Raw genomic sequence first — 21,095 nt, 5'->3', positions numbered from 1 at the left:
CGTCACGTCAGGAGGCGACCCCCAGGGCCTCGGCGCGCACCTGACGGCACGACTTGGTGATGAGGCGGGAGACGTGCATCTGGGAGAGCCCGAGTTCCTCGGCGATGCTGCTCTGTGTCATGTCGCGGAAGAACCGCAGGTAGAGAATGGTCTGCTCGCGTTCGGGCAGACGGCGCAGGCCGTCCTTCGCGCCCTGGCGGTCGACGACCAGGTCGTAGCCGGGGTCGGCCTCGCCGAGAGTGTCGGCGAGCTGGTAGCCGTCGTCCCCGGCGACGGTCATCTCGGCGTCCAGGGACAGGGACCGGTAGGCGTCCAGGGCTTCGAGGCCGTCGCGGACCTCCTGGGGGGCGAGTTCGGTGTGCTCGGCGAGCTGGGCGACGGTGGGTTCGGGGCTGCCGGGGGTCTGGGTCAGCTCGCGGCGTGCGTAGCGGACGCGGTTGCGCAGGTCCTGCACGCGGCGGGGGACCCGGACGTCCCAGGTGTGGTCGCGGAAGTGGCGGCGCAGCTCACCGGTGATGGTCGGCACGGCGTAGCTCTCGAAGGCGCCGCGTCCCGGCTCGTAGCGGTTGACGGCCTTGACCAGGCCCATGGCGGCGACCTGGCGGAGGTCGTCGAGGTTCTCGCCGCGGTTGCGGAACTTGTGAGCGATGCGGTGGGCCATCGGCAGCCAGGCGGCGACGAGTTCCTCGCAGAGCAGCGCGCGCTCGCGGCCCTCGGGCAGCCCCGCCAGGTGCTCGAAGGCCTTCTCCGTCTCCGGACGGTCGTCGTGCGCGTGCCGGCGGCCTTCGTACGCGTGCCGCGTGGCTGTGCCGGTGGGCCTCGCTGTGCCGGTGGGCTTCGTGCTGGGCATGGATGATCGCTCCTCGGCCGTGTCGACGATGTGGTGTCGCGGCACGACCGGGCGCACGGCCCGACAGAGGGCGGTACGCGACCGGTGGGAACCGTCCCGCGAACGCGCCTCCTGTCCGAAGCACGATGATCGCCTGCCCGTCGTCATGCGGTGCAAACGGGTGGGCGTGGTGCCGATCTCGAATGTCCGGAACCACGGCTTCACCGAGTCGCCTTGATACTGCGGTGACTCGGTGGAGCCGGCCGCGTCACTGCTTGCGCGGCTGGGTGAAGCGCAGCATGTTGCCGGAGGGGTCGCGGAACGCGCAGTCGCGGACGCCGTACGGCTGGTCGACCGGCTCCTGGAGGACCTCGCCGCCACCGGCGCGGACGCGCTCGAAGGTGGCGTCGCAGTCCTCGGTGTGGAAGATGACCCCGCGCAGCAGGCCCTTGGCGAGGAGCTCGGCCATGGCCTGCTTGTCGGCGGCGGACGCGTTCGGGTCCGCGAGCGGCGGTTCGAGCACGATGTTCACGTCGGGCTGCGCCGGGGAGCCGACGGTCACCCACCGCATGCCCTCGAACCCCACGTCGTTGCGCACCTCCAGACCGAGCACGTCACGGTAGAAGCCGAGCGCCTTGTCGTGGTCGTCGACGGCGATGAAACACTGCGAAAGCTTGATGTCCATGGATCTCACGCTACGGGCGGCGGGGCGGAGGGCGCTTCTCCGATCCTGACCGGCCGGGTGTAGATCTTGGCCACGCAGGCCGGGATGCCGGCGCCGTCACCGTGGTCGCGGGCCCGGTAGGCGCTCGGGCTCTCGCCGACCAGCTCGGTGAAGCGTGAGCTGAACGACCCCAGCGACGTACACCCGACCGCGAAGCAGACCTCCGTGACCGACAGGTCGCCGCGGCGCAGCAGCGCCTTGGCCCGCTCGATGCGCCGCGTCATCAGGTAGTTGTACGGCGTCTCCCCGAAGGCGGCGCGGAAGCTGCGGGAGAAGTGACCGGACGACATCAGCGCGCCCCGCGCGAGGGCCGGCACGTCGAGCGGCTGCGCGTAGTCGCGGTCCATGCGGTCACGGGCCCGACGCAGCCGGACGAGGTCCTCCAGGGATGTCACCCCAGCAGGATCCCACAGCCCCTCGAGCACGGCGCTGGTATTCTTTACTGAGTCATTACGCTCCATTGAGCGGGCGTGTGCTCATTTTGCGTGCGTTTCTTTAGTTGTACGCTGCATATGTACTCCGGCGCAGCTACCACGTGGACACGCCGCACGAGCGGGAAGAGGGGGGCACGATGGGGACACATCTCCCTGTCCTGAGCGTCGTGCCCGTGCCCACCCGCACGGTCCGCCGCCCCGCGGTGCGGACTCCCCGGGCGGTGCGTGCCGACAACGCCGCTCGCGACGGCGTGCCTGAACCCGACGCCCGCGGTAGCGGTTTCGGCGAGCGCCGCCGCTGACGCGTCCGGGTTCCGGTCGCCTCAGCGGTTCCCGCTGCCGTCCTGCCCGCCCCGCCGAGGCGTACCCGGGGTCGGTACGCGCCACGACCCGCGGACGGAAGCGGACCGGCATCCGCCGGTCGTCGTCCGCCGGGGGCGTCGTCCACCAGTAGGACGGCAGGCGCGTCCTCGCCTCGCGCGTCCCGGCCACCAAGCGGTCCCCGTACGCGGGCCGCACGCTGAGCGCCACCCGGGAAGGCGTGGACGCCGTCGCCGAACTCACCACCGGAGGACACAGAACCCGTGCACGACACCACTGCCATGTTGATCGAGCTCGGGGCCATCATTCTCGGCCTCGGCGTCCTCGGGCGCCTCGCGGGACGGGTGGGCTTCTCGCCGATACCCCTGTATCTGCTGGCCGGGCTCGCCTTCGGCCACGGCGGCATCCTGCCGCTGCGGGCCAGCGAGGAGTTCACCGCCACCGGCGCGGAGATAGGCGTCATCCTGCTCCTGCTGCTCCTTGGCCTGGAGTACAGCGCGTCCGAACTGGTCGACAACCTCAAGACGCAGTACCCGTCGGGGGCCGTCGACTTCGTCCTCAACGCGGTGCCGGGGGCCGTCGCGGCCCTGATCCTCGGGTGGGGGCCGGTCGCGGCCGTGGCCCTGGCCGGAGTCACCTGGATCTCGTCGTCCGGAGTGATTGCGAAGGTCCTGGGCGACCTGGGCCGCCTCGGCAACCGCGAAACCCCGGTGATCCTCGGCGTGCTGGTGATCGAGGACCTGGCCATGGCCCTCTACCTGCCGATACTCACGGCACTGCTCGCGGGCGTGAGCCTGGCGGGCGGTGCCCTGACCCTGCTGATCTCCCTGGGCACCGTCGGCGCCGTCCTCTACCTGGCCCTGCGCCACGGCCGCCTCATCAGCCGCGCGGTGTCCTCCGACAACGCCGAGATGCTGCTCCTGGTGGTCCTCGGCCTGGCCCTGCTCGTCGCGGGCATCGCCCAGGAGTTGCAGGTCTCGGCGGCGGTGGGGGCGTTCCTCGTCGGCATCGCGCTCTCCGGCGAGGTGGCCGAGGGCGCGAGCACCCTCCTCACGCCCCTGCGGGACCTGTTCGCCGCCGTCTTCTTCGTCTTCTTCGGTCTGTCCACCGACCCGGCGGACATCCCGCCGGTCCTGCTGCCCGCGCTCGCCCTGGCCGTCGTCACGGCCCTGACGAAGATCGCCACCGGCTGGTACGCGGCCCACCGGGCGGGGGTGGGCCGAGCGGGCCGCTGGCGCGCGGGCGGCACGCTGGTCGCCCGCGGTGAGTTCTCCATCGTCATCGCGGGCCTCGCCGTCGGCGTGGAACCCCGCATCGGCCCGCTGGCCACCGCGTACGTCCTGATCCTCGTCGTACTCGGCCCGCTCACCGCCCGCTTCACCGAGCCGCTCGCCCGCCGCGTCGCTCCCGCAGCGCCGCGGACACCGTCCGTGATCCCGTCCCGGCCTCTGCCGGAGGGGGCGCGGGAGGGCCGTCCGGTGGAAGAATTCATCCGCTCCCAGGACCGGCGCGAACGCCTGCCGGTGCCGCCCGTGCGGGAGGGAGCGGCAGGCGGAGACCGACGAGAGGACCGCGAGCATGATTGAGTGGGTGCGGCTCAGCACGGGCGCGAGGGCCGTTCCACAGCCCGTCGCCACGCCCTTCGTCTGGTCGGCGGCGTTCGTCGGTGCCCTGCTCCTGGTCTCCGTCTCCAACCACCTCGGCGGCCACGGAGAACCCACGGCGGCCCTGGTCGCCCTCTCCCTCCTCGCGGCCCTGCTGGGCCTCTGCGCCCGCTTCACCGCGGCCCCCGGCACCGCCGTCCTGTGCTGGCTGTTCCTCAACACCTTCGGCATCCCACCGGCGGGCCGGCTCACCTGGGCCGGCCACCGCGACACGGCGTGGCTGGCCTGCCTGCTGGCGGCGACGGTCGGGGGGACGGTGGTGGCGCGGGTGGTGAACGCGCGGGCGGCGTACCGCAGGGTGACCTAGGCACGCGGGGTGCCCCTCGTGCGGGCAGGCCACGCGTCACCGGGCCCGCCGGTGGGAGGCCGCGAGCGCGGGCGACGGCCGACAGCCGTCCACCCCGGCGGGCATCCGTCGCGCCGACGCGGGCATCGGCATCCGCGGTGATCGCGCGCACGCACTGCCCGAGTACGACACCCCCCTGCGCAACGGCACGGTGACACCGCCCCCGGCCCCCACGGCCCTCCCCGCACGGGGAAACGGCCGACGAACGCGAAGAGCTGCTCCGCAGCCGCCTGTTCGTGGCGATGGCGCGGGCTCGCGACGTGCTGTGGCCGGGGCCGTGGTCCGCAGGTGAGAACGTGCGGGGCGCGGCCGCGGACCCGCGCTCACTTCGTGCCGGACGAGTCTTTCGCGCGGCCCCCCGCGCCGACCCAGGCGAGCCCTTCGAGTTCCTCGATGCCGTGGTTGAACTCGACGAGCAGGGTGAGGAACTGCTGCGTCCGCTCCCCGCTCCATCCCGCCGCGGCGATCAGCCGGGCCGCTCCCGCCCGGCTGATGGCCCGGTCCGCCTCCAGCCGCTCCAGGCCCAGAGGGGTGGGGCGGAACCTGCGGGCGACCCCGCCCGCGGGGTCGCCGACGCGCTCGACGAGGCCGTGCCGGAGCATGGCGTTGACCTGACGGTGGATGGTGGACACATCCGCCTGGAAGGTGTGCGCCAACTCCTTGAGCGTGAGCGGCTCGCCCGTTTCGAGGCGGGTGAGCAGCACGTAGGCGGAGCGGTCCAGGCTCTGGCCGATGCGTGGCCCGCGTGAGGCGATGAAGTGCCGGGACAGCAGGGTCAGCTCGCGTTCCAGGTCACCCAGGCGGCGCTCCTGCTCGCTGGACTCCTGCGACCCCTGAGCCCCCTTCGACTCCTGCGCCCCCTCTGTCTCCTTCATCTGAGCTGTGTTCCCTTCCGCATGTCCTCGTGTGCCGTGTCCGGCCCCAACCGTCTCATCCCCGAGCCGTTGTCCGGGCCATTGTTCGAGGCATCGTATGTATGTAACATGCACATCGTATGTAACATGCATACCCCTCTGCCTCATCAAGGAGCGCTTCGATGTCTTCGTCGTCAGCCAGGGCGGTCGGCAGCCGCACCGCGGCATCGGGGCCGGTCACCGTGGTGATCACGCTGAGCTGCGTCGTGATATCGCTCATGCAGACCTTGATCGTGCCGATCATCCCGAAGCTGCCCCAGCTCCTGCACACGGGTCCTTCGAACGCCTCCTGGGCGGTGACGGCCACGCTCCTGGCGGCGGCCGTGGTCACGCCGATCGCCGGGCGGCTAGGCGACATGTACGGCAAGCGCAGGGTCATCGTCGCGAGCCTGGTCCTGGTCGTCGCAGGGTCCGTGCTGTGCGCGGTGTCCGACAGCCTGGTGCCGGTGATCACGGGGCGGGCGCTCCAGGGGCTCGCCACCGGAGTCATCCCGGTCGGCATCAGCTTCCTGCGCGACGTGCTGCCCGCCGAACGCGTCGGTGGCGCCGTCGCCCTGGTCAGCGCCGCCCTCGGCGTCGGCGGCGCGGTGGGCCTGCCCGCGTCGGCCGCCATCGTCGAGTACGCCGACTGGCACGTGCTGTTCTGGCTCGCCGCCGCACTCGGCGCGGTCTGCCTCGCCCTCGTCGTGACCCTGCTGCGGGAGTCCCCGAACCAGTCCCCGGGACGGTTCGACGTGCTCGGCGCGATCGGGCTCGCCGCCGGTCTGGTGTGCCTGCTCCTGCCCGCCACCAAGGGCGCGAGCTGGGGCTGGACGAGCGGCTCGACCCTCGGCCTGTTCGCGGGCGGCGTCGTGATCCTGCTTCTCTGGGGCGTGTACGAGCTGCGCGTCGCGCAGCCACTGGTCGACCTGCGCGTCACCGCGCGCCGCCCCGTGCTCTTCACCAACCTGGCCTCGCTCCTGGTCGGCTTCTCGATGTACGCGACGTCGCTGGTCCTGCCGCAGCTGCTGCAGTCGCCCGCCGCCACGGGGTACGGCCTGGGTCAGTCCACGCTCGCCGCCGGCCTCGCCCTCGCGCCCAGCGGCCTGGTCATGATGGCCTTCGCGCCCCTCTCCGCCCGCATCACCGCCCGCCACGGCGCCCGCGTGACGCTACTGACCGGACTGTGCGTGATCGGCGCCGGGTACGGCGTCGGCCTGCTGCTCATGGCGGAGGTCTGGCAGATCATCGTCATGTCGATGATCGTCAGCGCCGGTGTGGGCATCGCCTACGCCGCGAGCCCCGCCCTGATCATGGGCGCCGTACCGCTGACCGAGACCGCGTCCGCCAACGGCCTCAACTCCCTGATGCGCTCCATCGGCACGTCCTCGTCCAGCGCGGTCATGGCGGCGATGCTCGCCACCATGAGCACACAGCTCGGGCCCGTCTCCGTACCGACCGAGCACGGCTTCCGCATGACCTACGTCGTGGCGATGCTCGCCGCGGCCGCGGCGGTCGCCGTCACTCTGCTCATTCCCAGGGCGCCCCGGCCCGCCGGCGGTCAGGACACCGCCGCGGTGCCTGCGGCGAGCGCGTCCTCCTGAACCGCCGCGCGGCTCGGCTCCGTACGCGTACCCGTACGGGCATCTCCGTACCCACACCCACACCCACCCCCGTACCGACACCCCCGTACACAGCGAAGGAAACCCTCATGGAACGCCTCAAGGACAAGGTCGCCGTCATCACCGGTGCGGGCAGCGGCATCGGCCGCTCCGCCGCGGAGCTGATGAGCGGGCAGGGCGCGCGGGTCGTGGTCGCCGACTACGACACCGGCGCCGCGACGGAGACGGCGGCGCTCATCGAGAAGGCGGGCGGCCAGGCCCTGCCCGTCACGGTGGACGTCACCGACGAGAGCTCGATCGTGGACATGATCGCCGCGACCGTCAGGGAGTTCGGCTCCCTGAACGTGCTCTGCAACCACGTGGGCGGCACCGATCCGCGTACCGACCTGGACCTCCTGTGCATGGACATGGACGAGTTCCACCGGGCCGTCGCCCGCAACATGACCAGCACGATCCTCGGCACCCGGCACGCGCTGCCCCTCATGATCCGGGCGGGCGGCGGTTCGATCATCAACACCGCTTCCGTCGCCGCGCTGGTCGGCGACGTGCTCCAGACGTCGTACGGGGCCGTCAAGGCCGCCGTGGTCAGCATCACCAAGTCGACGGCCGTCCAGTACGGGCCCCACAACGTGCGCTGCAACGCGATCGCCCCCGGCGCCGTCATGACACCGGCCCTGGAGAACAACCTGCCGGAGAGCGTCATCGACAGTCTGCGGAAGGGCAACGCCCTGCCCCGACTCGGCGCACCCGAGGACATCGGCCACACCATGGTGTTCCTCGCCTCGGACGAGTCCCGGTACCTCACCGGGCAACTCCTCGTCGTGGACGGCGGGATGACGATGCAGTCGTCGGCCGCGCCGGGGCGAAGGGCGCAACTCCCCTCCTGAGGGCCGCCTCCGCCCCCGCCTGTCACCTGTCCCTCGCCCCTTGAGGAGCACCTACGTGCCCAGCACATCCGCCCCCCGGCGCACGCCGCGACCGGGCGCGATCACCCCCGTGATCGCGCTGGCCGGAGTCGTGGTGTCGCTCATGCAGACCCTCGTCGTGCCGATCATCCCCGAGCTGCCGCGGCTGCTGCACGCGGCGCCGTCCGACACGTCCTGGGTGATCACCGCGACGCTCCTCGCCGCGGCGGTCGTGACCCCGATCGCCGGGCGGCTCGGCGACATGTACGGCAAGCGCAGGATCCTCGTCGCGAGCCTGGCCGCGCTTGTGGCGGGTTCGGTGGTCTGTGCCGTGACCGACAGCCTGGTCCCGGTGATCGTCGGGCGGGCGCTCCAGGGACTGGCCACGGGCGTCATCCCCGTGGGTATCAGCATGCTGCGGGACGAACTGCCGCCCGCGCGGGTCGGCGGTGCGGTGTCCCTGGTGAGCGCGACGCTCGGCGTCGGCGGCGCGATCGGTCTGCCGGTCGCCGCGGCCATCGTCGAGTACGCCGACTGGCATGTGCTGTTCTGGCTCGCCGCCGCACTGGGCGTGGTCTGCCTCGCCCTCGTCGTCGCGCTGCTGCCCGAGTCGCCGGTGCGCGCGCAGGGGCGTTTCGACGTACCGGGTGCTCTCGGTCTCGCGGCCGGTCTGGTGTGTCTGCTGCTGCCGGTCACCAAGGGCGGGGACTGGGGCTGGACCAGCGCCGCCACTCTGTGGCTGTTCGCGGCGGGTGCCCTCGTCCTCGTCGTCTGGGGCTTCCACGAGACGCGCGTCGCGCAGCCGCTGGTCGACCTGCGCATCACCGTGCGCCGACCGGTGCTGTTCACCAACCTGGCGTCCGTCCTCGTCGGCTTCTCGATGTACGCGATGTCGCTGACCCTGCCGCAACTGCTCCAGTCGCCCGCCGCGACGGGGTACGGCCTGGGTCAGTCCACGCTGGCCGCGGGCCTCGCGCTCGCGCCGGGCGGACTGGTGATGATGGCCCTGTCACCCGTGTCCGCCCGCATCACGGCCAGGTCAGGCGCCCGCACGGCCCTGCTGGTCGGCGTGGCGGTCCTCGGCGTCGGCTACGGGATCGGCCTCCTCCTGATGTCCGAGATGTGGCAGATCGTCCTCGCCTCGATGATCATCAGCGCGGGTGTGGGCATCGCCTACGCCGCGATGCCCGCCCTGATCATGGGCGCCGTACCGGTGACCGAGACGGCGTCGGCCAACGGGGTCAACGCGCTCATGCGCTCGATCGGCACCTCGACGTCGAGCGCGGTGACGGCGGCGATCCTGGCGAACATGACGACGCGCCTGGGTCCGGCGGAGATACCGACCGAGCACGGTTTCCGGATGACGTACGTGGTGGCGATGGCGGCCGCGGGGGTGGGGCTGCTGCTCACGCTGGCGATTCCGGGGGGAGGGGTGCGCCGTCCGGGCGGGGGAGCCGAAGCGCCCGCGCCCGCACCCACGTCTGTGCCCGCGTCCGCGTCTGCGCCCGCGCCCGCGTCCACCTCCGCGCCCGAGGGCACCTCCGTGACGGCCACCGAGGATCGTCACACCCGAACCAAGAAGGGAAACGCACCATGACCCACTCCCACCACCACCCCCGCACCCTGGAGGGCAAGTCGGCCGTCGTCACCGGGGGAGCCTCGGGCATCGGCGGCGCCATCACGAAACTGTTCGTCGCGCGCGGCGCCCGCGTGGTCGTGGTCGACCTTCAGGAGGACGCGGGGCGGGCGCTCGCCGACGGGTCGGGGGACGCGGTGGCCTTCGTGCCGGGCGACGTCTCCGACCGCGACGTGGCGGAGCGGGCGGTGGCCACGGCGGTGGAGCGGTTCGGTTCCCTCGACGTCCTGGTCAACAACGCGAGTGTGTCGCGGCAGAAGCCGTTCGAGGAGCAGACGGACGAGGACTGGGCCCTCGCGATGGACACCGGCCTGTACGCGACGCGCAACTTCATGCTGGCGGCGCTGCCGGAACTGAAGAGGACGGGCAACGCCAGTGTCGTCAACTTCGGTTCGGGCGCGGGACTGAACGGCCAGCCGAACCAGGCGTCGTACGCGGCGGCGAAGGAGGCGATCAGGGGCCTGAGCCGGGTGGCGGCCAATGAGTGGGCGTCCTTCAACATCCGGGTCAACGTGGTCTGCCCGATGGCTCTGACGGCGGGAGTGGCCGCGTGGGCCGAGGCCCGCCCGGAGCAGTACGAGCGGTCCGCGGCCTCGGTCCCGCTGGGCCGCTTCGGCGACCCGGACCGGGACGTCGCCCCCGTGGTGGCCTTCCTGGCGAGCGACGACGCGCGGTACATGACGGGCCAGACGGTGATGGCGGACGGCGGCTCCGTCAAACTCCGCTGACGAGCCGGTCCGGCCGGGTGGAGCCCTTGAAGACCTGGCTGGTGTGCCAGGAGCGGTGGGGGGCGGCGACGGGGCGGGCGCCGGGCCGGGGCCCGATGAGGGGACGGCCCGCGAGGGTGGTGACGTGCTCGCGGGCGGCGTGGCTGCGGCCGGCGAAGTGCGGGGACACGAGGACGCGATGCCCGCGCCCCGAGCCACCCGCACCCTCCGTCCCACCTATGCCGAGGACGCCTCTGTCGAAGAGCTTGTGGTGCAGGGAGCACAGGCACAGCCCGTTGTCGACGTCGTCGGGCCCGTCGAAGGCCCACCAGCGCACGTGCGCGGCCTCGAGTCCGACCGGCACGGTGCCGAGCATGCCGTCGTAGCCGCAGAAGGCGCACTGGTACTCGTAGGCGGTGAGGACCGCGTCCCGCATACGGCGGTCCCGTTGCCGACGCCCGGGCGCCGTCAGGGTCGCGGTCTCCGCCAACTCCAGTTCGAGACCCACGGCGTCGCACAGGTCCTGGTGCAGCGAGGGCGGGAAGTGCAGATCCAGCAGGACCCTTGCCATGCGCCCCAGCAGCGAAGGATCCTGTCGGAGCACCGCCCGCAGCTCCGGCACCAGCCGCCCGGCGGCGCCGCTCGCCCGCAACTCCCGCACGCCGGAGCCGGGGCTGCCGGCACCGCGGTCGGTCCGTACCTCCCACACCCCGTCACTGACCAGATGGTGAAAGGGATAGGCGGGCGTGGTCCCACGCACGGGCCCGTACTCGGCCAGCAGCCCCTTGAGATCGGCCTCCACCGCCGTGTACGCCAACTCGCCCTCGGCATCGACCTGATACCGCCCCAGCGCGTACAGCAGCAGCAAGGGTTTGTGCGGCGCCCGCACACCACCCCGACTCCACTGCCGCAGCTTCGCGACGCGCTCCAGCCAGTCCATGACCGTGATCGTAGGAGCTGCTCAGCCTTGCGCGCGAAGGGACATGAAGAAGTCGTCGACCTCCATGATCTCCTCGTCGATCAGCGAGGGCACGCTCCACCCCGCCCACCCGCCGTGCGCCATGAAGCCGGACGGGAGGCCGGTGCCGTGGGTCTCCACGTACTCCGCCGTGTCGCGCGCCGGTAGTGGACGCCGTCACTGCTCTCAGGTACCGCGCCACGCGTGAGCTCTCATGAGCGGGTATCAGGCCCGCGAGCGTCGTGATCGTCTCCGCGTCGCGCCGGAAGCGGTCCTCACCGGCGAAGCTGCCGGACAAGCCGAGGGGAGTGACGCGACGCATGCGATGTCCTTGGGCCTGTCCGGACTGCTGATGAGGTCAGCTGCGTTACCCGCTACAGCCAGTCCTGCCTCTTGCAGATGAAGCACAGACTTACACGCACCACCCCCATCAGCTGATCGTGCCCACCGGGGTGGGGACGAAGAGGATGGCGGCCCGGCTGGAGATCTTCTTGAAGTCGTCGTCCCGGTAGCGCTGATCTGCGGAAACTTGCTGGTGACCCGCTTGGAGCTGGGGCGATGCGCATTTCCCGTTCCTTCGCCCTGCTGTCTTTCCGCGTGGCCGATTCTCCGCGGTGGGCTCCGGGCTTCTCCAGACAGAGTGAAAGAATTCATACGCGAAAATGCGCGCCTTCGGGTGCCCATGGGCGCGCTGTCCTCCAGACCGCTTTGACACTCTCGTCGTACTGTTCAGACCATCCGGCGTCGGCAATTGCCGTCGCAGAGGCTCTTTCGCCGCGAAGGATGAGCTCGTCAGGCAGTGCTCGTCACGACAGTGTGCAGGGCTCGTCACGACAGTGATGTGCGCACTGCTTCGACCAGTGATGCCGCCCGCACGTCGTCGGAGCCGCTGATGATGTGGTTCATCACGTAGCCGAAGGTGATGCCGTGCTCCGGGTCGGCGAATCCGAAGGAGCCGCCCCGTCCGGTGTGGCCGAAGGACTGCGGCCCGGTCATGGGGTTGCCCTCGGTGGGCAGCATGTATCCGGAGCTGAAGCGGCTGGGCGCCACCAGTACCTGGTCCATTCCGCTCGACTGCTCTTTGGTGGCCGCTGCGATCGTCTGTGGGGTGAGCAGGCGCACGCCGTCCACTTCCCCGATCAGTGCCGCGTACATGCGCGCCAGCCCCCGCGCGGTGCCGATGCCGTTGGAGGCCGGCAGTTCTGCGGCCTGCACCTCGGGGGAGTCGAAGTCGATCGCCGCCGGGTCAGTGACCATGTACGCCCTATTGCTGAAGGAGTTCGGGTCGCTCCAGGCCGCGACCTGTTCGCGGAGGTCTTCGGGGATCGACTCCGCTGGCAGGGTGGTGAAGTCGACGTCCGGCTTCCGGTGCACCATGCGGCTGACCCGGCCGCGTTCGCTCGTCGGCAGCCCGATGAAGAAGTCCAGTCCGAGCGGGGTGGCGAACTCGTCGGCGAAGAAGCGGCCGGGTGAGCGGCCGGACACTCGGCGGATCACCTCGCCGACCAGCCAGCCCCACGTCCGCCCGTGATATCCGTGGGCGGTTCCTGGAGCCCACACGGGGCGTTGCGCGGCCAGTGCGGCGGCCATTGGATGCCAGGCCAACGCCTGGTTCAACGGCATCGGTTGGTCCAGTGTGACCAGACCGGCCTGGTGGGACAGGAGCCAGCGCACCGGGATGTCTGCCTTGCCGTTCGCGGCGAACTCCGGCCAGTACTTGGCCACCGGCGCGTCCAGGTCCAGCTCGCCGCGCTGGACCAGCAGATGCGCGGCGCTCGCAGTTGCCCCTTTGGTTGCCGAGTAGACCAGTTGAAGAGTGTCGCGTTGCCACGGGCGGCCGGTGTCGGGATCGGCGACCCCACCCCACAGGTCCACCACTGGCCGGCCGTGCTGGTACACGCACACCGCCGCGCCGATGTCCCCGTGGTGCGCGAAGTTGGCCGCGAACGCCGCGCGTACGGGCTCGAATTCGGCCGCGACTTCACCGTTGATCGTCGTCATACGGACCATCGTGGCACTCCGGCCGCCTGGGCGAAGGGCTCCGCCCGCACCGCACTCGGAGCATGCGGTGTTCTCGGTCACGCTGTAACAGGCAGCGCCTGGAGCCGCTCGCGGAACTCGCGGATAGCGGGATCTGACTTGCGTGGTTCGAGCCGCGCGGAGAACTCCTTCAGCCGGTCCAGGGCCCGGACGGAGGTGACCTTGTCTTCGAGGAGCCCGGCGCCGTAGTTCGCTGCGTCGAGCGCTCCGTCGAGATCGCCACCGGCAAGGCGGGCCTCGGCCAGACGGCTGGAGCGCACGGCTTTGTCCCGGGGAGCCGCCTTGTTGATGGAGTCTTCCAGGGAGCGCGTAGCGCGCTCCACTTGGCCCGAGCGCAGCAGGACCTTGCCCTCGGTCGACCTCAGCTGTGCCTCGCCGAACCAGGCGAGCCAGTCCGGGGTGTCCTCCACCGTGTGGCGCTCCCAGAGGGAAGCGGCACGATTCAGCGCCGTACCGGCCCTTTGGTGATCGCCGTCGCGGGACAGCGCTTCGGCCTTGTGCAGGTAGAGGAAGGACTGGGTGTAGGGCGAGAGCGTTCGAGGTGCGTTGTCCAGGGCGGTTGAGATGAGGTCGACCCGCTCGGCGGTGCGGCCGGCCTCGGAGACGTGCACGCCCATCTCCGCCAGGACGAAGGCGCCGAAGGCATCGTCACCGGCCGTACGGGCGCTACGCAGGGCTCCGACGTAGTACTGCTGCCCGGCCGACCGCAGCCCTGAGTCGTAGGCCATCCAGCCGGACAGGTGCGACACCCGGGCCGCGAGCGCGTACAGCCGGAGGCGGACGCTGTCTGTGTACCGGCCGGCGCTGAGGAGACCGCTGATCAGGCTGAAGTCACCGCGTGCTTGCTCCAGAAGCCGGGCGCCGCCGAGCTGGTCGTCGAGCGTGCGGAGCGTGCTGATCCGTTGCTCGAGCGTCGAGACCATCTTGTCGGTGACTTGATCGCCGTTGAGCGCAGAGGCGAACGCCGGCGGTGCCTCGACCCAGCTCGCCGCGAGCCCTGTCAGGGCGGCTCCGGTGATGGTGAGGAAGCCCCGGCGGTCCAAACGACCGCTGCCCACCAGGTCAGCCAACGCCTCGACGGTTCCCGCCTCCGTCCATGGGGCAGTAAGCCCTGTCACTTCCCATACGGGCAGCCACTGTGGCCATTGCTCCGCCTGGATCCGCGTGTAGGGGACACGGAGGAGATCGGCGAGCACGCGCTGAGCATCCCCGTCCGGCTCTTGTCCCTGCTCCCACTTCCACACCGTCGTCCGGTTGGTCGCCAGGGAGATGCCGAGCAGCGTGCCATGTGACCGCATGCGGCGGGCGAACTCGGCCTTTCCCCATCCATGCGACTGGCGCACGAAGGTCAGCGGGTGAACTGCTAACGGTTCACCGGGCACGTCATCACTCCCGTCATCCCCTCACAGCGTGGTCCGGAGGCTACTGCGCGTACAGGCCCGCGGAAGGGTGTCCCCGAGAGAAACCCCCAAGAAACGTTCCGGGTCTGCACGCCGCGGCAGTTGACTGTGAGAGCCCCACCGGAGCAGCGAGAAGGTGCCGCTCCTGTACGACCATCACGCAAGGCGGCTCCATCACCGTCCCCCGTCGGAGATGGAGCCGCTCCCCACCCGTCCAGCGGCCGTCCGCCATGCCTGTGCTCGTCGCATGCTTCGCCCTCACTGGTGCGGAGAACGAGGCATCTCCCGCCCGTCACAGGGCTCTTGACTCGTGCGGGCGTGGACTCGCATTGGTGGACTGCTTCGCGGCCCGACTACGGAGTGGGACCGGACCTGTACTCCAGCCACTGGCCCGAACGGCGGCCTGAGCAACCTCCCATTCATGCGCCCCAGACCTATCAGGCCCCACAGCAGAGCAGCCGGGTCTGTATGTGAGCGCCGCGTTGCGCTCTGCCAGCTTCAGGCTGCCCACTGACCGCCGCTCTCACGTAACCAACATCTCCCACGGGCGTGGGAGCGGCCTTTGAACCCTCGCCGGTGTCCTGGCGAGGGATCCGAACAGGAAGGAGCAAGAGGTGGCACAGACCATTGCACCGCTTCCCACGAGGAGCGGCCTTCTGGTGGCGGTCGAGGAGCTGACCGCCGTCCACGACCGGTACGACAGCCTCCGGTCCGACAACCAGGGGAGCTCCGGAGACGCCCCGTGGCCCGGCGGTGACGGCAATTTGACCGAGGTCGCATAGCGCCAGGCGGCAGGGCGAGCTCGGTGCTTCGTGCTCGCCCTGCCGCATCTGCACCACATGGAAGAACGCATGAGGAGGCAGTAATGGAACACCAGTTGATCAATGCCATCGAGGCGGCGCTCGGGTGGAACGGGCCCGGTGAACTCGGCAAGGGATTCGCCCGGGGACGCATGGGCGACGTGGGCCTCGCCGCTCGCATCTTGACGCCGAACCGCCTGCTCGACGTCGCGATGCGCAGGAGCCTGAACCGCCCGCAGTTCCGGTGCTTCCAGAAGGGCGAGGAAGTCCACCCAGCCATCTACTACACCGACGTTGTCAGCCCCCGTGGCCAGAGCATCCCCACGGTCAACATGCGCAGCCTGGGCAGGCTGCTCGAAGAAGGCGCCACGCTCATCCTCGACCAGCTCAACGTCTTCGACCCGACCATGGAGGTCGCCTGCCGGGCACTGCAGTGGTGGTCCCACGAGCGGGTACAGGTCAACGCCTACCTGACGACGAACGACGCCTCCGGCTTCCCGCTGCACTGGGACGACCACGATGTGGTGATCGTCCAGCTCGCGGGCGAGAAGGAGTGGGAAGTACGCGGGACTTCCCGCGCGGCTCCCCTGTACCGGGACGCCGACCCCAACACCACCCCGAGCGAGGAGATCGTCTGGTCCGGCGTCATGCGGACCGGCGACATCATGCACATCCCCCGAGGGCATTGGCACCGGGCGACCCGGGTCGGCACCGGCTCAGGGAAGAGCCTCCACGTGACCTTCGGCATCACCCAGCGCACGGGGGCGAGCTGGCTGGCATGGATGGCCGACTGGTGCCGCGAGCAGGAGATCTTCCGGCGTGACCTGGACCGCAGTCCCGGAGCCAGCAGCGAAGCCCTGCGCGAGGCCGCCGTACAACTGATCGGCGAGCGCTCACCCGCCGACTTCCTGGCCGTCTACGAGCAGCAGACGACGCTGCCCCGCCATGTGCCCTACCTGGACATCCTCGGCCCCCTGGAGGCCGCGGTGTGCACCACCCGCTTCCGCCCCGAGATCAAGGAGAACGGCGACACCGTCGACGTCCTGGCCTCGGGCAAGAAGCTCACCTTTGCGTCCAAGGCCCTGCCCGCGCTGCGTCTTCTGCTCAGCGGCCGGCCGGTCCCGCTCGACCAGGCGGCGGCCACCGTCGGAGCCGAAGTGGCCGAGGTCGCCGAGATCTTGGTGAAGGAGGAGATGTGCGCGACGCTGACCCCCGAGTTGTCCTCGGGTTACACCGGTCTCGTCACGAACGCCGTCTCCTGACCGGCGCGCTGGACCTCGGCGTCACCGCGCTCGACACCAGCTCCAATTACCTCGGCTTTCGCTCGCACGAGGTTCTGGCGCGCGTGGCCGGGGATCTGCTGCCGAGATTCACGCTTTCCACCAAGGTCGGCTATTTCCCGGGGGCAGACAGGGCGGAGCACTCCCTCGACCCGGCGCGGCTGCACGTAGCCGTGGAACAAGCGGTCAAGGGCCTCGGGCGGGAGCCGGACCTGATCTTCCTGCACAACCCGGAACACACCCTCACGGGAGCCGCGTCCCGCGACCGATACACACTGGCCCAAGCGTGCGCCGCGCTCGACGTAGCCGCGTCGAAGGGGCTGTGCGGTGCCTGGGGCATCGCGTCCTGGGATCCCGCCCCGCTGGTGGACCTGGTCGACGTAGCCCTGCCGCGGCCCTCGGTCCTCATGGTCCGCGCCGGTCTCCTGGTCGGGACCAGGACACTCGACGCAGCCGATGTCGTGGCCGCGGCATGGGGCCTCGGCAGCGAAAGGGTCTGGGGGATGAGCCCCTTCGGGGGCAGCACCCGTGCTCCGGTGTGGGACCGGATCAACCCTGGTGTCTTTCTCCGGAGCGGCGACCGCGTAACCCGGGTGCAGGCGGCCTTCCGGGTGGCGTACGACCTTCCGCAGGTCAGCACCATCGCCGTGGGCACGGATGAGCCCGCTCACCTGGGCGAACTGATGGGCGCCCTGGCCAGCAAGGTGGACGAGCGGGCCGTTCGCGAGTACCGGGACCTCATCCGATCACGGTCGCGTGATCAGCCTGCTTGAAGCTCCGCGACGACCCGCTCCACCATCCGGCGCGCGGGCTCCAGCCGGGGGTCCTGTGGGTGTGCGTGCGGCCCAAGGATCTTCGAACACGCGAAGAGCGTCATCAGCTTGCCGTCCCGGCTCTCGAAGTCGTGGCGTCGCTCGTGCCACACGCGATCGACCAGGGCAGGGACGGCGAGCGAGCTGCCCCACAGCGAAGCGGCATCCAAGCCGCGCGGCGCGTTGCCCCAGTCCTCCCAGTCGAAGAGCGAGAACGTCGGTGCGGTCATGTTGGCCCAGTTCAGGTCCGCGTGGGCGGGCACCCAGCGCTCGATGGTGGTGTCGAGGTCGTGGGCGGGGGCGACGCTGCGGACGGCTTCAGTGACAAGAGCCTGCGTGACGGTGATGGTGTCCGGGGTGGCGACGCGCCGCGTTTCCTGGGCCGAGAGCGCGTCGAGCGAGGCGTTGAACGCCTGCCACCACGAGTCCTGGAGCCTCGGGTCCTCGCTGAGGATCGCGTTGCCGATGGGGGGACCCGGCAGGAGCTCGGTCTCGTCGGCCCGCCACATCACGGGTTCGTCCGCGTCCCGCCAGACCACGCACCCACGCCAGACGGGCTGGGCAATGCCTTCCAGACGTGCGGCGCACTCAGTGCCGTTCCAGCCCTGCACACCGATCTTGTCGAGCCGGCGCCTCTCGATGCGGATCCATGTACGCCGGTCCGTACGCGCGCCGACCGAGCGGCGTTTGCGTAGCACCGTCTCCCGGTCCAGCTCGACTTGCAGGCATCGCTCTACGTGATCGAGAACGATGTCCACCGATTCAACTCGCAGGTCGACGGCGCGCGCCGAAGGGGCCGAGAGCGTCATGCGGGCGACCGTAGCACCGGCACAACTCACGCCATGGCCGACTCGGCGAACACAGCAGGACCCGGACAGAAGCCCCGGTGTGGCGCAGACGCACGGCCTGCGCCACGCTCACCTCACGGCAAGCTCGGGGCCGCTGTCGGTCCTCCGCGGTCGACGGTTGCGGCTCTCACCTCTCACGGGGTGAGCCGTTTGGGCCCGCGGAAGAGGAAGGTCGCCTCGCAGATCGAGTCCAGGCCGAGCATCACCATCAGCACCCTTCCGAGGCCCATGCCGAGACCACCGTGCGGCGGGCACCCGTACCGGAATGCGTTCAGGTAGTCCTGCAACGGCTCGGTGCTCATGCCCTTCTCTGCGGCCTGCTTGAGCAGCACCTCGTACCGGTGCTCGCGCTGGGCGCCGGTGGTGACCTCCAACCCCTTCCACAGCAGGTCAAAGCTCAGGGTCACGCCCGGGTGGCGTGGTCGGGACGGAGACTTCGACCCCGAAGTGCTCGGCGATCGCCTCACCGTGCGCGTCGGCGACCTTGGCGATGGCGTGCGCAAGCATCTGCTCCTCGAACACCATCACGTCCTCGACGCCGTCGATCCAGGCCAGCTCCGCGTCGACGCCGGTGAACTCGGTGGCGTGCCGGGAGGTGAAGGACGGCTCGGCGCGGAAGACCGGGCCGATCTCGAAGACCTTGTCGATCCCGGCCGCGATCGCCATCTGCTTGTAGAACTGCGGCGACTGTGCCAGGTAGGCGGAGCGGTCGAAGTACCCGTGCTTGAAGACCTCCGCGCCGGACTCCGAGGCGGTGCCCATGAGCTTGGGCGTGTGCATCTCGGTGGCGCCCTGCGCGTAGGCGTACTCGCGCATCCCAGGCTCCAGGGTGGTCTGCACGGCGAACATCAGCTGGGTGGCGGGGCGTCGGCGTACGTCGAGGAAGCGCCAGCCGAGGCGCTGTTCCAGGCCGGTGTGCTCGTCGATCGGCAGGGGCGTGGCGGCCGGGTTGAGGGCCTCGACCGACTCCGGGACGATCTCCAGGCCGCCCAGCTTCACCTGGGCGGCGTCCACGACGCGGCCGGTGACGCATACGGCGGACTCGGTGGTCAGGGCTTCGAGCTGTGCTTCCAGCGGGCCGTCGTCGCGCTTGTGCGTCAGCTGCGCCATGCCCGTGCTGTCCCGCACGAGGCCCGATGACGGGGGCTGGCCGGCGGGGCATGGGACCAACAGGCGTGGTCGTTCCTCCCCGCGCTCGGGAGGGTCTTCACCTCGGGGCGCGAGACCGCCTTCACAGCTACCGGCGGTTCTCTCGGCTCGCGTGATCCCTTGTGGGGATCTGTCCGTGTCCGTGCGACGGGCGGTGGCCGCTGAAGCTGGGGAGTCGGCCCGTCTTCGACATCTTTCGCCGACCTGGCTCCCGGGCGCTGACAGCGGCCAACTGTTCAACCGCGACATCAGCACCGTCGCCACCGATACGGCATCCCACAGGCGCGGCGACGCGCGAGCTGCGGTGACAGCGCGGGCCCGGAGACCGCAGTATCGACCTCGATGTAGTTCAAAGCCATCCGCGTACGCGAAGTAGATCAAGCTCCTCGGTTCCCGCTACAACCAGTCCCGCCTCTTGAAGATGAAGTACAGGCTCACACACACCACACCCATCAGACCGATCGCGAACGGATAGCCGAAGGTCCAGCTCAGCTCCGGCATGGTGTCGAAGTTCATGCCGTAGATCGTGCCCACCAGGGTGGGGGCGAAGAGGATGGCGGCCCAGCTGGAGATCTTCTTGATCTCCTCGTTCTGTTCGAAACCCGCCTCCGCCAGAGCCCGCATCTCCGCGTTCTGCTGCTGGGTGACGAGGGTGGCGTTGACGGTGAGGATGTCGGTCAGGGCCTGGCGGAAGCTGTCGACGCGTTCGCTGGTGTGGGTCACGTGGTCGGCCACGTCGCGGAGGTAGCGCTGGAGCTCCTCGTCCGTGCCGTACTTCGCGAAGCCCGCCATCAGGCCGTGCAACATGCCCACCAGGGGGCGTGTGGCCCGCTGGAACTCCACCACTTCGCGGGAGAGTTCGTAGATGCGGCGGGAGACGGACGGGTCGCCGCCGAAGACCTCCGTCTCGATCTCGTCGATGTCGTTCTGGACGCCGGAGACCACGGGCGCGTAGCCGTCGACCACCGCGTCCAGGATGGCGTACAGGACCGCCTCCGGGCCGAGGCGCAGCAGTTCCGGGCTCTCCTCCATCCGGCGGCGCACCGCCGACAGGTCGGGGGCCGCGCCGTGCCGCACCGTGATCACGAAGTCCGCGCCCACGAAGATGTGCAGCTCACCGAAGTCGACCTCCTCGGGGGCGTCCAGGTAGCGCGCCGCGCGGAGGACCACGAAGAGGGTCTCGCCGTACCGCTCCAGCTTCGGGCGCTGGTGCGCCTCCATCGCGTCCTCGACGGCCAGCTCGTGCAGGTCGAACTCGGCCGCCAGCGACAGGAGTTCCTGTTCCGTCGGGCGGGCGAGGCCGATCCACGCCATGCCGTCGGGCTCTGCCCGCAGCGCGCGGAAGGTGGCGGCCAGGGAGCCCGGCGACGCCACCTGCACGCCGTCGCGGTACAGCGACGCCTGCACCACGCTCGGGCTGGTGGTGGTGTTGGCGCCGCCGCCGCTGCTCCCGCTCCCGCCCTCCGTCGGCGCGGGCCGCCGCCACCCGTCCTCCGACCGGAGCTTCTCGTGGTGCTGCGGCGCGTCCGCCGGTGGCATTCCGTCCTGCGTCGACTGGGACGCGGCCCGCCGCCATGAGTGCTTGCGAGCCTGCTGCGGGCGGTGTGCGCGTCGCTCGGGGGTCACCTGTGCCCCTCCCGTGGTCGTTCGGTTCCCTACATCCCGGATCAGGGTATATGCGCCTGATGAACAGCGGCGCGCCACCGGTCGCGTCGCCCTCGCGGACC

Annotated in this window: 19 protein-coding genes and 1 pseudogene; 9 read left to right on the top strand and 11 right to left on the bottom strand. The window is 70.4% G+C overall.

The window, feature by feature from the left end:
• Positions 1–7: 7 nt before the first annotated feature.
• The 3 genes from GPA10_RS16245 to GPA10_RS16235 form a co-directional block, all read right to left on the bottom strand.
• Positions 8–850, bottom strand: coding sequence for a SigB/SigF/SigG family RNA polymerase sigma factor (locus tag GPA10_RS16245; RefSeq protein WP_157166147.1), 843 nt, complete (start codon positions 848–850; stop codon positions 8–10).
• Between the two features lie 247 nt (positions 851–1,097).
• Entirely contained in the window at positions 1,098–1,514 is a 417-nt protein-coding gene (locus GPA10_RS16240; protein WP_058849279.1) for a VOC family protein, read from the bottom strand.
• Between the two features lie 5 nt (positions 1,515–1,519).
• A complete protein-coding gene (locus GPA10_RS16235) occupies positions 1,520–1,948 on the bottom strand; it encodes a helix-turn-helix transcriptional regulator (RefSeq protein WP_241845147.1) in 429 nt (142 codons plus the stop codon).
• Between the two features lie 623 nt (positions 1,949–2,571).
• Here GPA10_RS16235 and GPA10_RS16230 point away from each other — a divergent pair.
• Both GPA10_RS16230 and GPA10_RS16225 read left to right on the top strand, forming a co-directional pair.
• Positions 2,572–3,894, top strand: a complete 1,323-nt coding sequence (locus GPA10_RS16230) for a cation:proton antiporter (RefSeq protein WP_343040949.1) — start codon at positions 2,572–2,574, stop codon at positions 3,892–3,894.
• Positions 3,887–4,279 carry a hypothetical protein gene (locus GPA10_RS16225; RefSeq protein ID WP_157166146.1) on the top strand — a complete coding sequence of 131 codons (393 nt, stop codon included), beginning with the start codon at positions 3,887–3,889 and terminating at the stop codon, positions 4,277–4,279. The genes GPA10_RS16230 and GPA10_RS16225 overlap by 8 nt, the downstream gene beginning before the upstream one ends.
• Positions 4,280–4,641: 362 nt before the next feature.
• Here the strand turns inward: GPA10_RS16225 and GPA10_RS16220 are convergent, their stop codons facing one another.
• Positions 4,642–5,193: a MarR family winged helix-turn-helix transcriptional regulator gene (locus GPA10_RS16220; RefSeq protein WP_157166145.1), complete on the bottom strand. Its 552-nt coding sequence runs from the start codon at positions 5,191–5,193 to the stop codon at positions 4,642–4,644.
• Positions 5,194–5,354: 161 nt separating this feature from the next.
• Between GPA10_RS16220 and GPA10_RS16215 the strand changes: the two genes are divergently transcribed.
• From GPA10_RS16215 to GPA10_RS16200, 4 genes are all read left to right on the top strand, one after another.
• Complete coding sequence (locus GPA10_RS16215; RefSeq protein ID WP_157166144.1) at positions 5,355–6,815, top strand: MFS transporter; 1,461 nt, start codon at positions 5,355–5,357, stop codon at positions 6,813–6,815.
• Positions 6,816–6,922: 107 nt separating this feature from the next.
• Positions 6,923–7,720 carry an SDR family NAD(P)-dependent oxidoreductase gene (locus tag GPA10_RS16210; RefSeq protein ID WP_058849274.1) on the top strand — a complete coding sequence of 266 codons (798 nt, stop codon included), beginning with the start codon at positions 6,923–6,925 and terminating at the stop codon, positions 7,718–7,720.
• Between the two features lie 55 nt (positions 7,721–7,775).
• Complete coding sequence (locus tag GPA10_RS16205) at positions 7,776–9,335, top strand: MFS transporter (RefSeq protein WP_343040948.1); 1,560 nt, start codon at positions 7,776–7,778, stop codon at positions 9,333–9,335.
• Positions 9,332–10,102: an SDR family NAD(P)-dependent oxidoreductase gene (locus GPA10_RS16200; protein WP_157166143.1), complete on the top strand. Its 771-nt coding sequence runs from the start codon at positions 9,332–9,334 to the stop codon at positions 10,100–10,102. Before GPA10_RS16205 ends, GPA10_RS16200 begins: the two co-directional genes overlap by 4 nt.
• Here GPA10_RS16200 and GPA10_RS16195 read toward each other — a convergent pair.
• From GPA10_RS16195 to GPA10_RS16180, 4 genes are all read right to left on the bottom strand, one after another.
• A complete protein-coding gene (locus GPA10_RS16195; RefSeq protein WP_157166142.1) occupies positions 10,089–11,021 on the bottom strand; it encodes a phosphorothioated DNA-binding restriction endonuclease in 933 nt (310 codons plus the stop codon). The two genes, GPA10_RS16200 and GPA10_RS16195, sit on opposite strands and share 14 nt — an antisense overlap.
• A 21-nt stretch (positions 11,022–11,042) precedes the next feature.
• Positions 11,043–11,180 carry a hypothetical protein gene (locus GPA10_RS16190; RefSeq protein ID WP_157166141.1) on the bottom strand — a complete coding sequence of 46 codons (138 nt, stop codon included), beginning with the start codon at positions 11,178–11,180 and terminating at the stop codon, positions 11,043–11,045.
• A 687-nt stretch (positions 11,181–11,867) separates the two neighbouring features.
• Positions 11,868–13,040 (bottom strand): serine hydrolase domain-containing protein, encoded by a 1,173-nt coding sequence (locus tag GPA10_RS16185; protein ID WP_157166140.1) that lies wholly within the window; start codon positions 13,038–13,040, stop codon positions 11,868–11,870.
• A 77-nt stretch (positions 13,041–13,117) separates the two neighbouring features.
• Positions 13,118–14,461 carry an NsdA family TPR-like regulatory protein gene (locus GPA10_RS16180; RefSeq protein ID WP_343040945.1) on the bottom strand — a complete coding sequence of 448 codons (1,344 nt, stop codon included), beginning with the start codon at positions 14,459–14,461 and terminating at the stop codon, positions 13,118–13,120.
• Positions 14,462–15,093: 632 nt separating this feature from the next.
• Between GPA10_RS16180 and GPA10_RS16175 the strand changes: the two genes are divergently transcribed.
• The 3 genes from GPA10_RS16175 to GPA10_RS16165 all read left to right on the top strand — a co-directional run bounded on the left by GPA10_RS16175 (position 15,094) and on the right by GPA10_RS16165 (position 17,332).
• A complete protein-coding gene (locus GPA10_RS16175) occupies positions 15,094–15,261 on the top strand; it encodes a hypothetical protein (protein WP_157166139.1) in 168 nt (55 codons plus the stop codon).
• 83 nt (positions 15,262–15,344) lie between these two features.
• Positions 15,345–16,541, top strand: a complete 1,197-nt coding sequence (locus GPA10_RS16170) for a JmjC domain-containing protein (protein ID WP_157166138.1) — start codon at positions 15,345–15,347, stop codon at positions 16,539–16,541.
• A complete protein-coding gene (locus GPA10_RS16165; protein WP_343040943.1) occupies positions 16,475–17,332 on the top strand; it encodes an aldo/keto reductase in 858 nt (285 codons plus the stop codon). The genes GPA10_RS16170 and GPA10_RS16165 overlap by 67 nt, the downstream gene beginning before the upstream one ends.
• Here the strand turns inward: GPA10_RS16165 and GPA10_RS16160 are convergent.
• From GPA10_RS16160 to GPA10_RS16150, 3 genes and pseudogenes are all read right to left on the bottom strand, one after another.
• Positions 17,320–18,180, bottom strand: coding sequence for a hypothetical protein (locus tag GPA10_RS16160; RefSeq protein WP_157166137.1), 861 nt, complete (start codon positions 18,178–18,180; stop codon positions 17,320–17,322). The genes GPA10_RS16165 and GPA10_RS16160 overlap by 13 nt on opposite strands.
• 173 nt (positions 18,181–18,353) lie before the next feature.
• A pseudogene (locus GPA10_RS16155) lies at positions 18,354–19,350 on the bottom strand (amino acid--tRNA ligase-related protein); the annotation flags it as partial.
• 414 nt (positions 19,351–19,764) lie between these two features.
• Positions 19,765–20,907 (bottom strand): magnesium and cobalt transport protein CorA, encoded by a 1,143-nt coding sequence (locus GPA10_RS16150; RefSeq protein ID WP_157166287.1) that lies wholly within the window; start codon positions 20,905–20,907, stop codon positions 19,765–19,767.
• Between the last annotated feature and the right edge of the window lie 188 nt (positions 20,908–21,095).

Origin of the sequence: Streptomyces typhae (assembly GCF_009755605.1) — a bacterium.
GTDB lineage: Bacteria > Actinomycetota > Actinomycetes > Streptomycetales > Streptomycetaceae > Streptomyces > Streptomyces typhae.
Note: the sequence above shows the minus strand (reverse complement) of the source record. Positions and strands in the feature narration are given on the sequence as shown.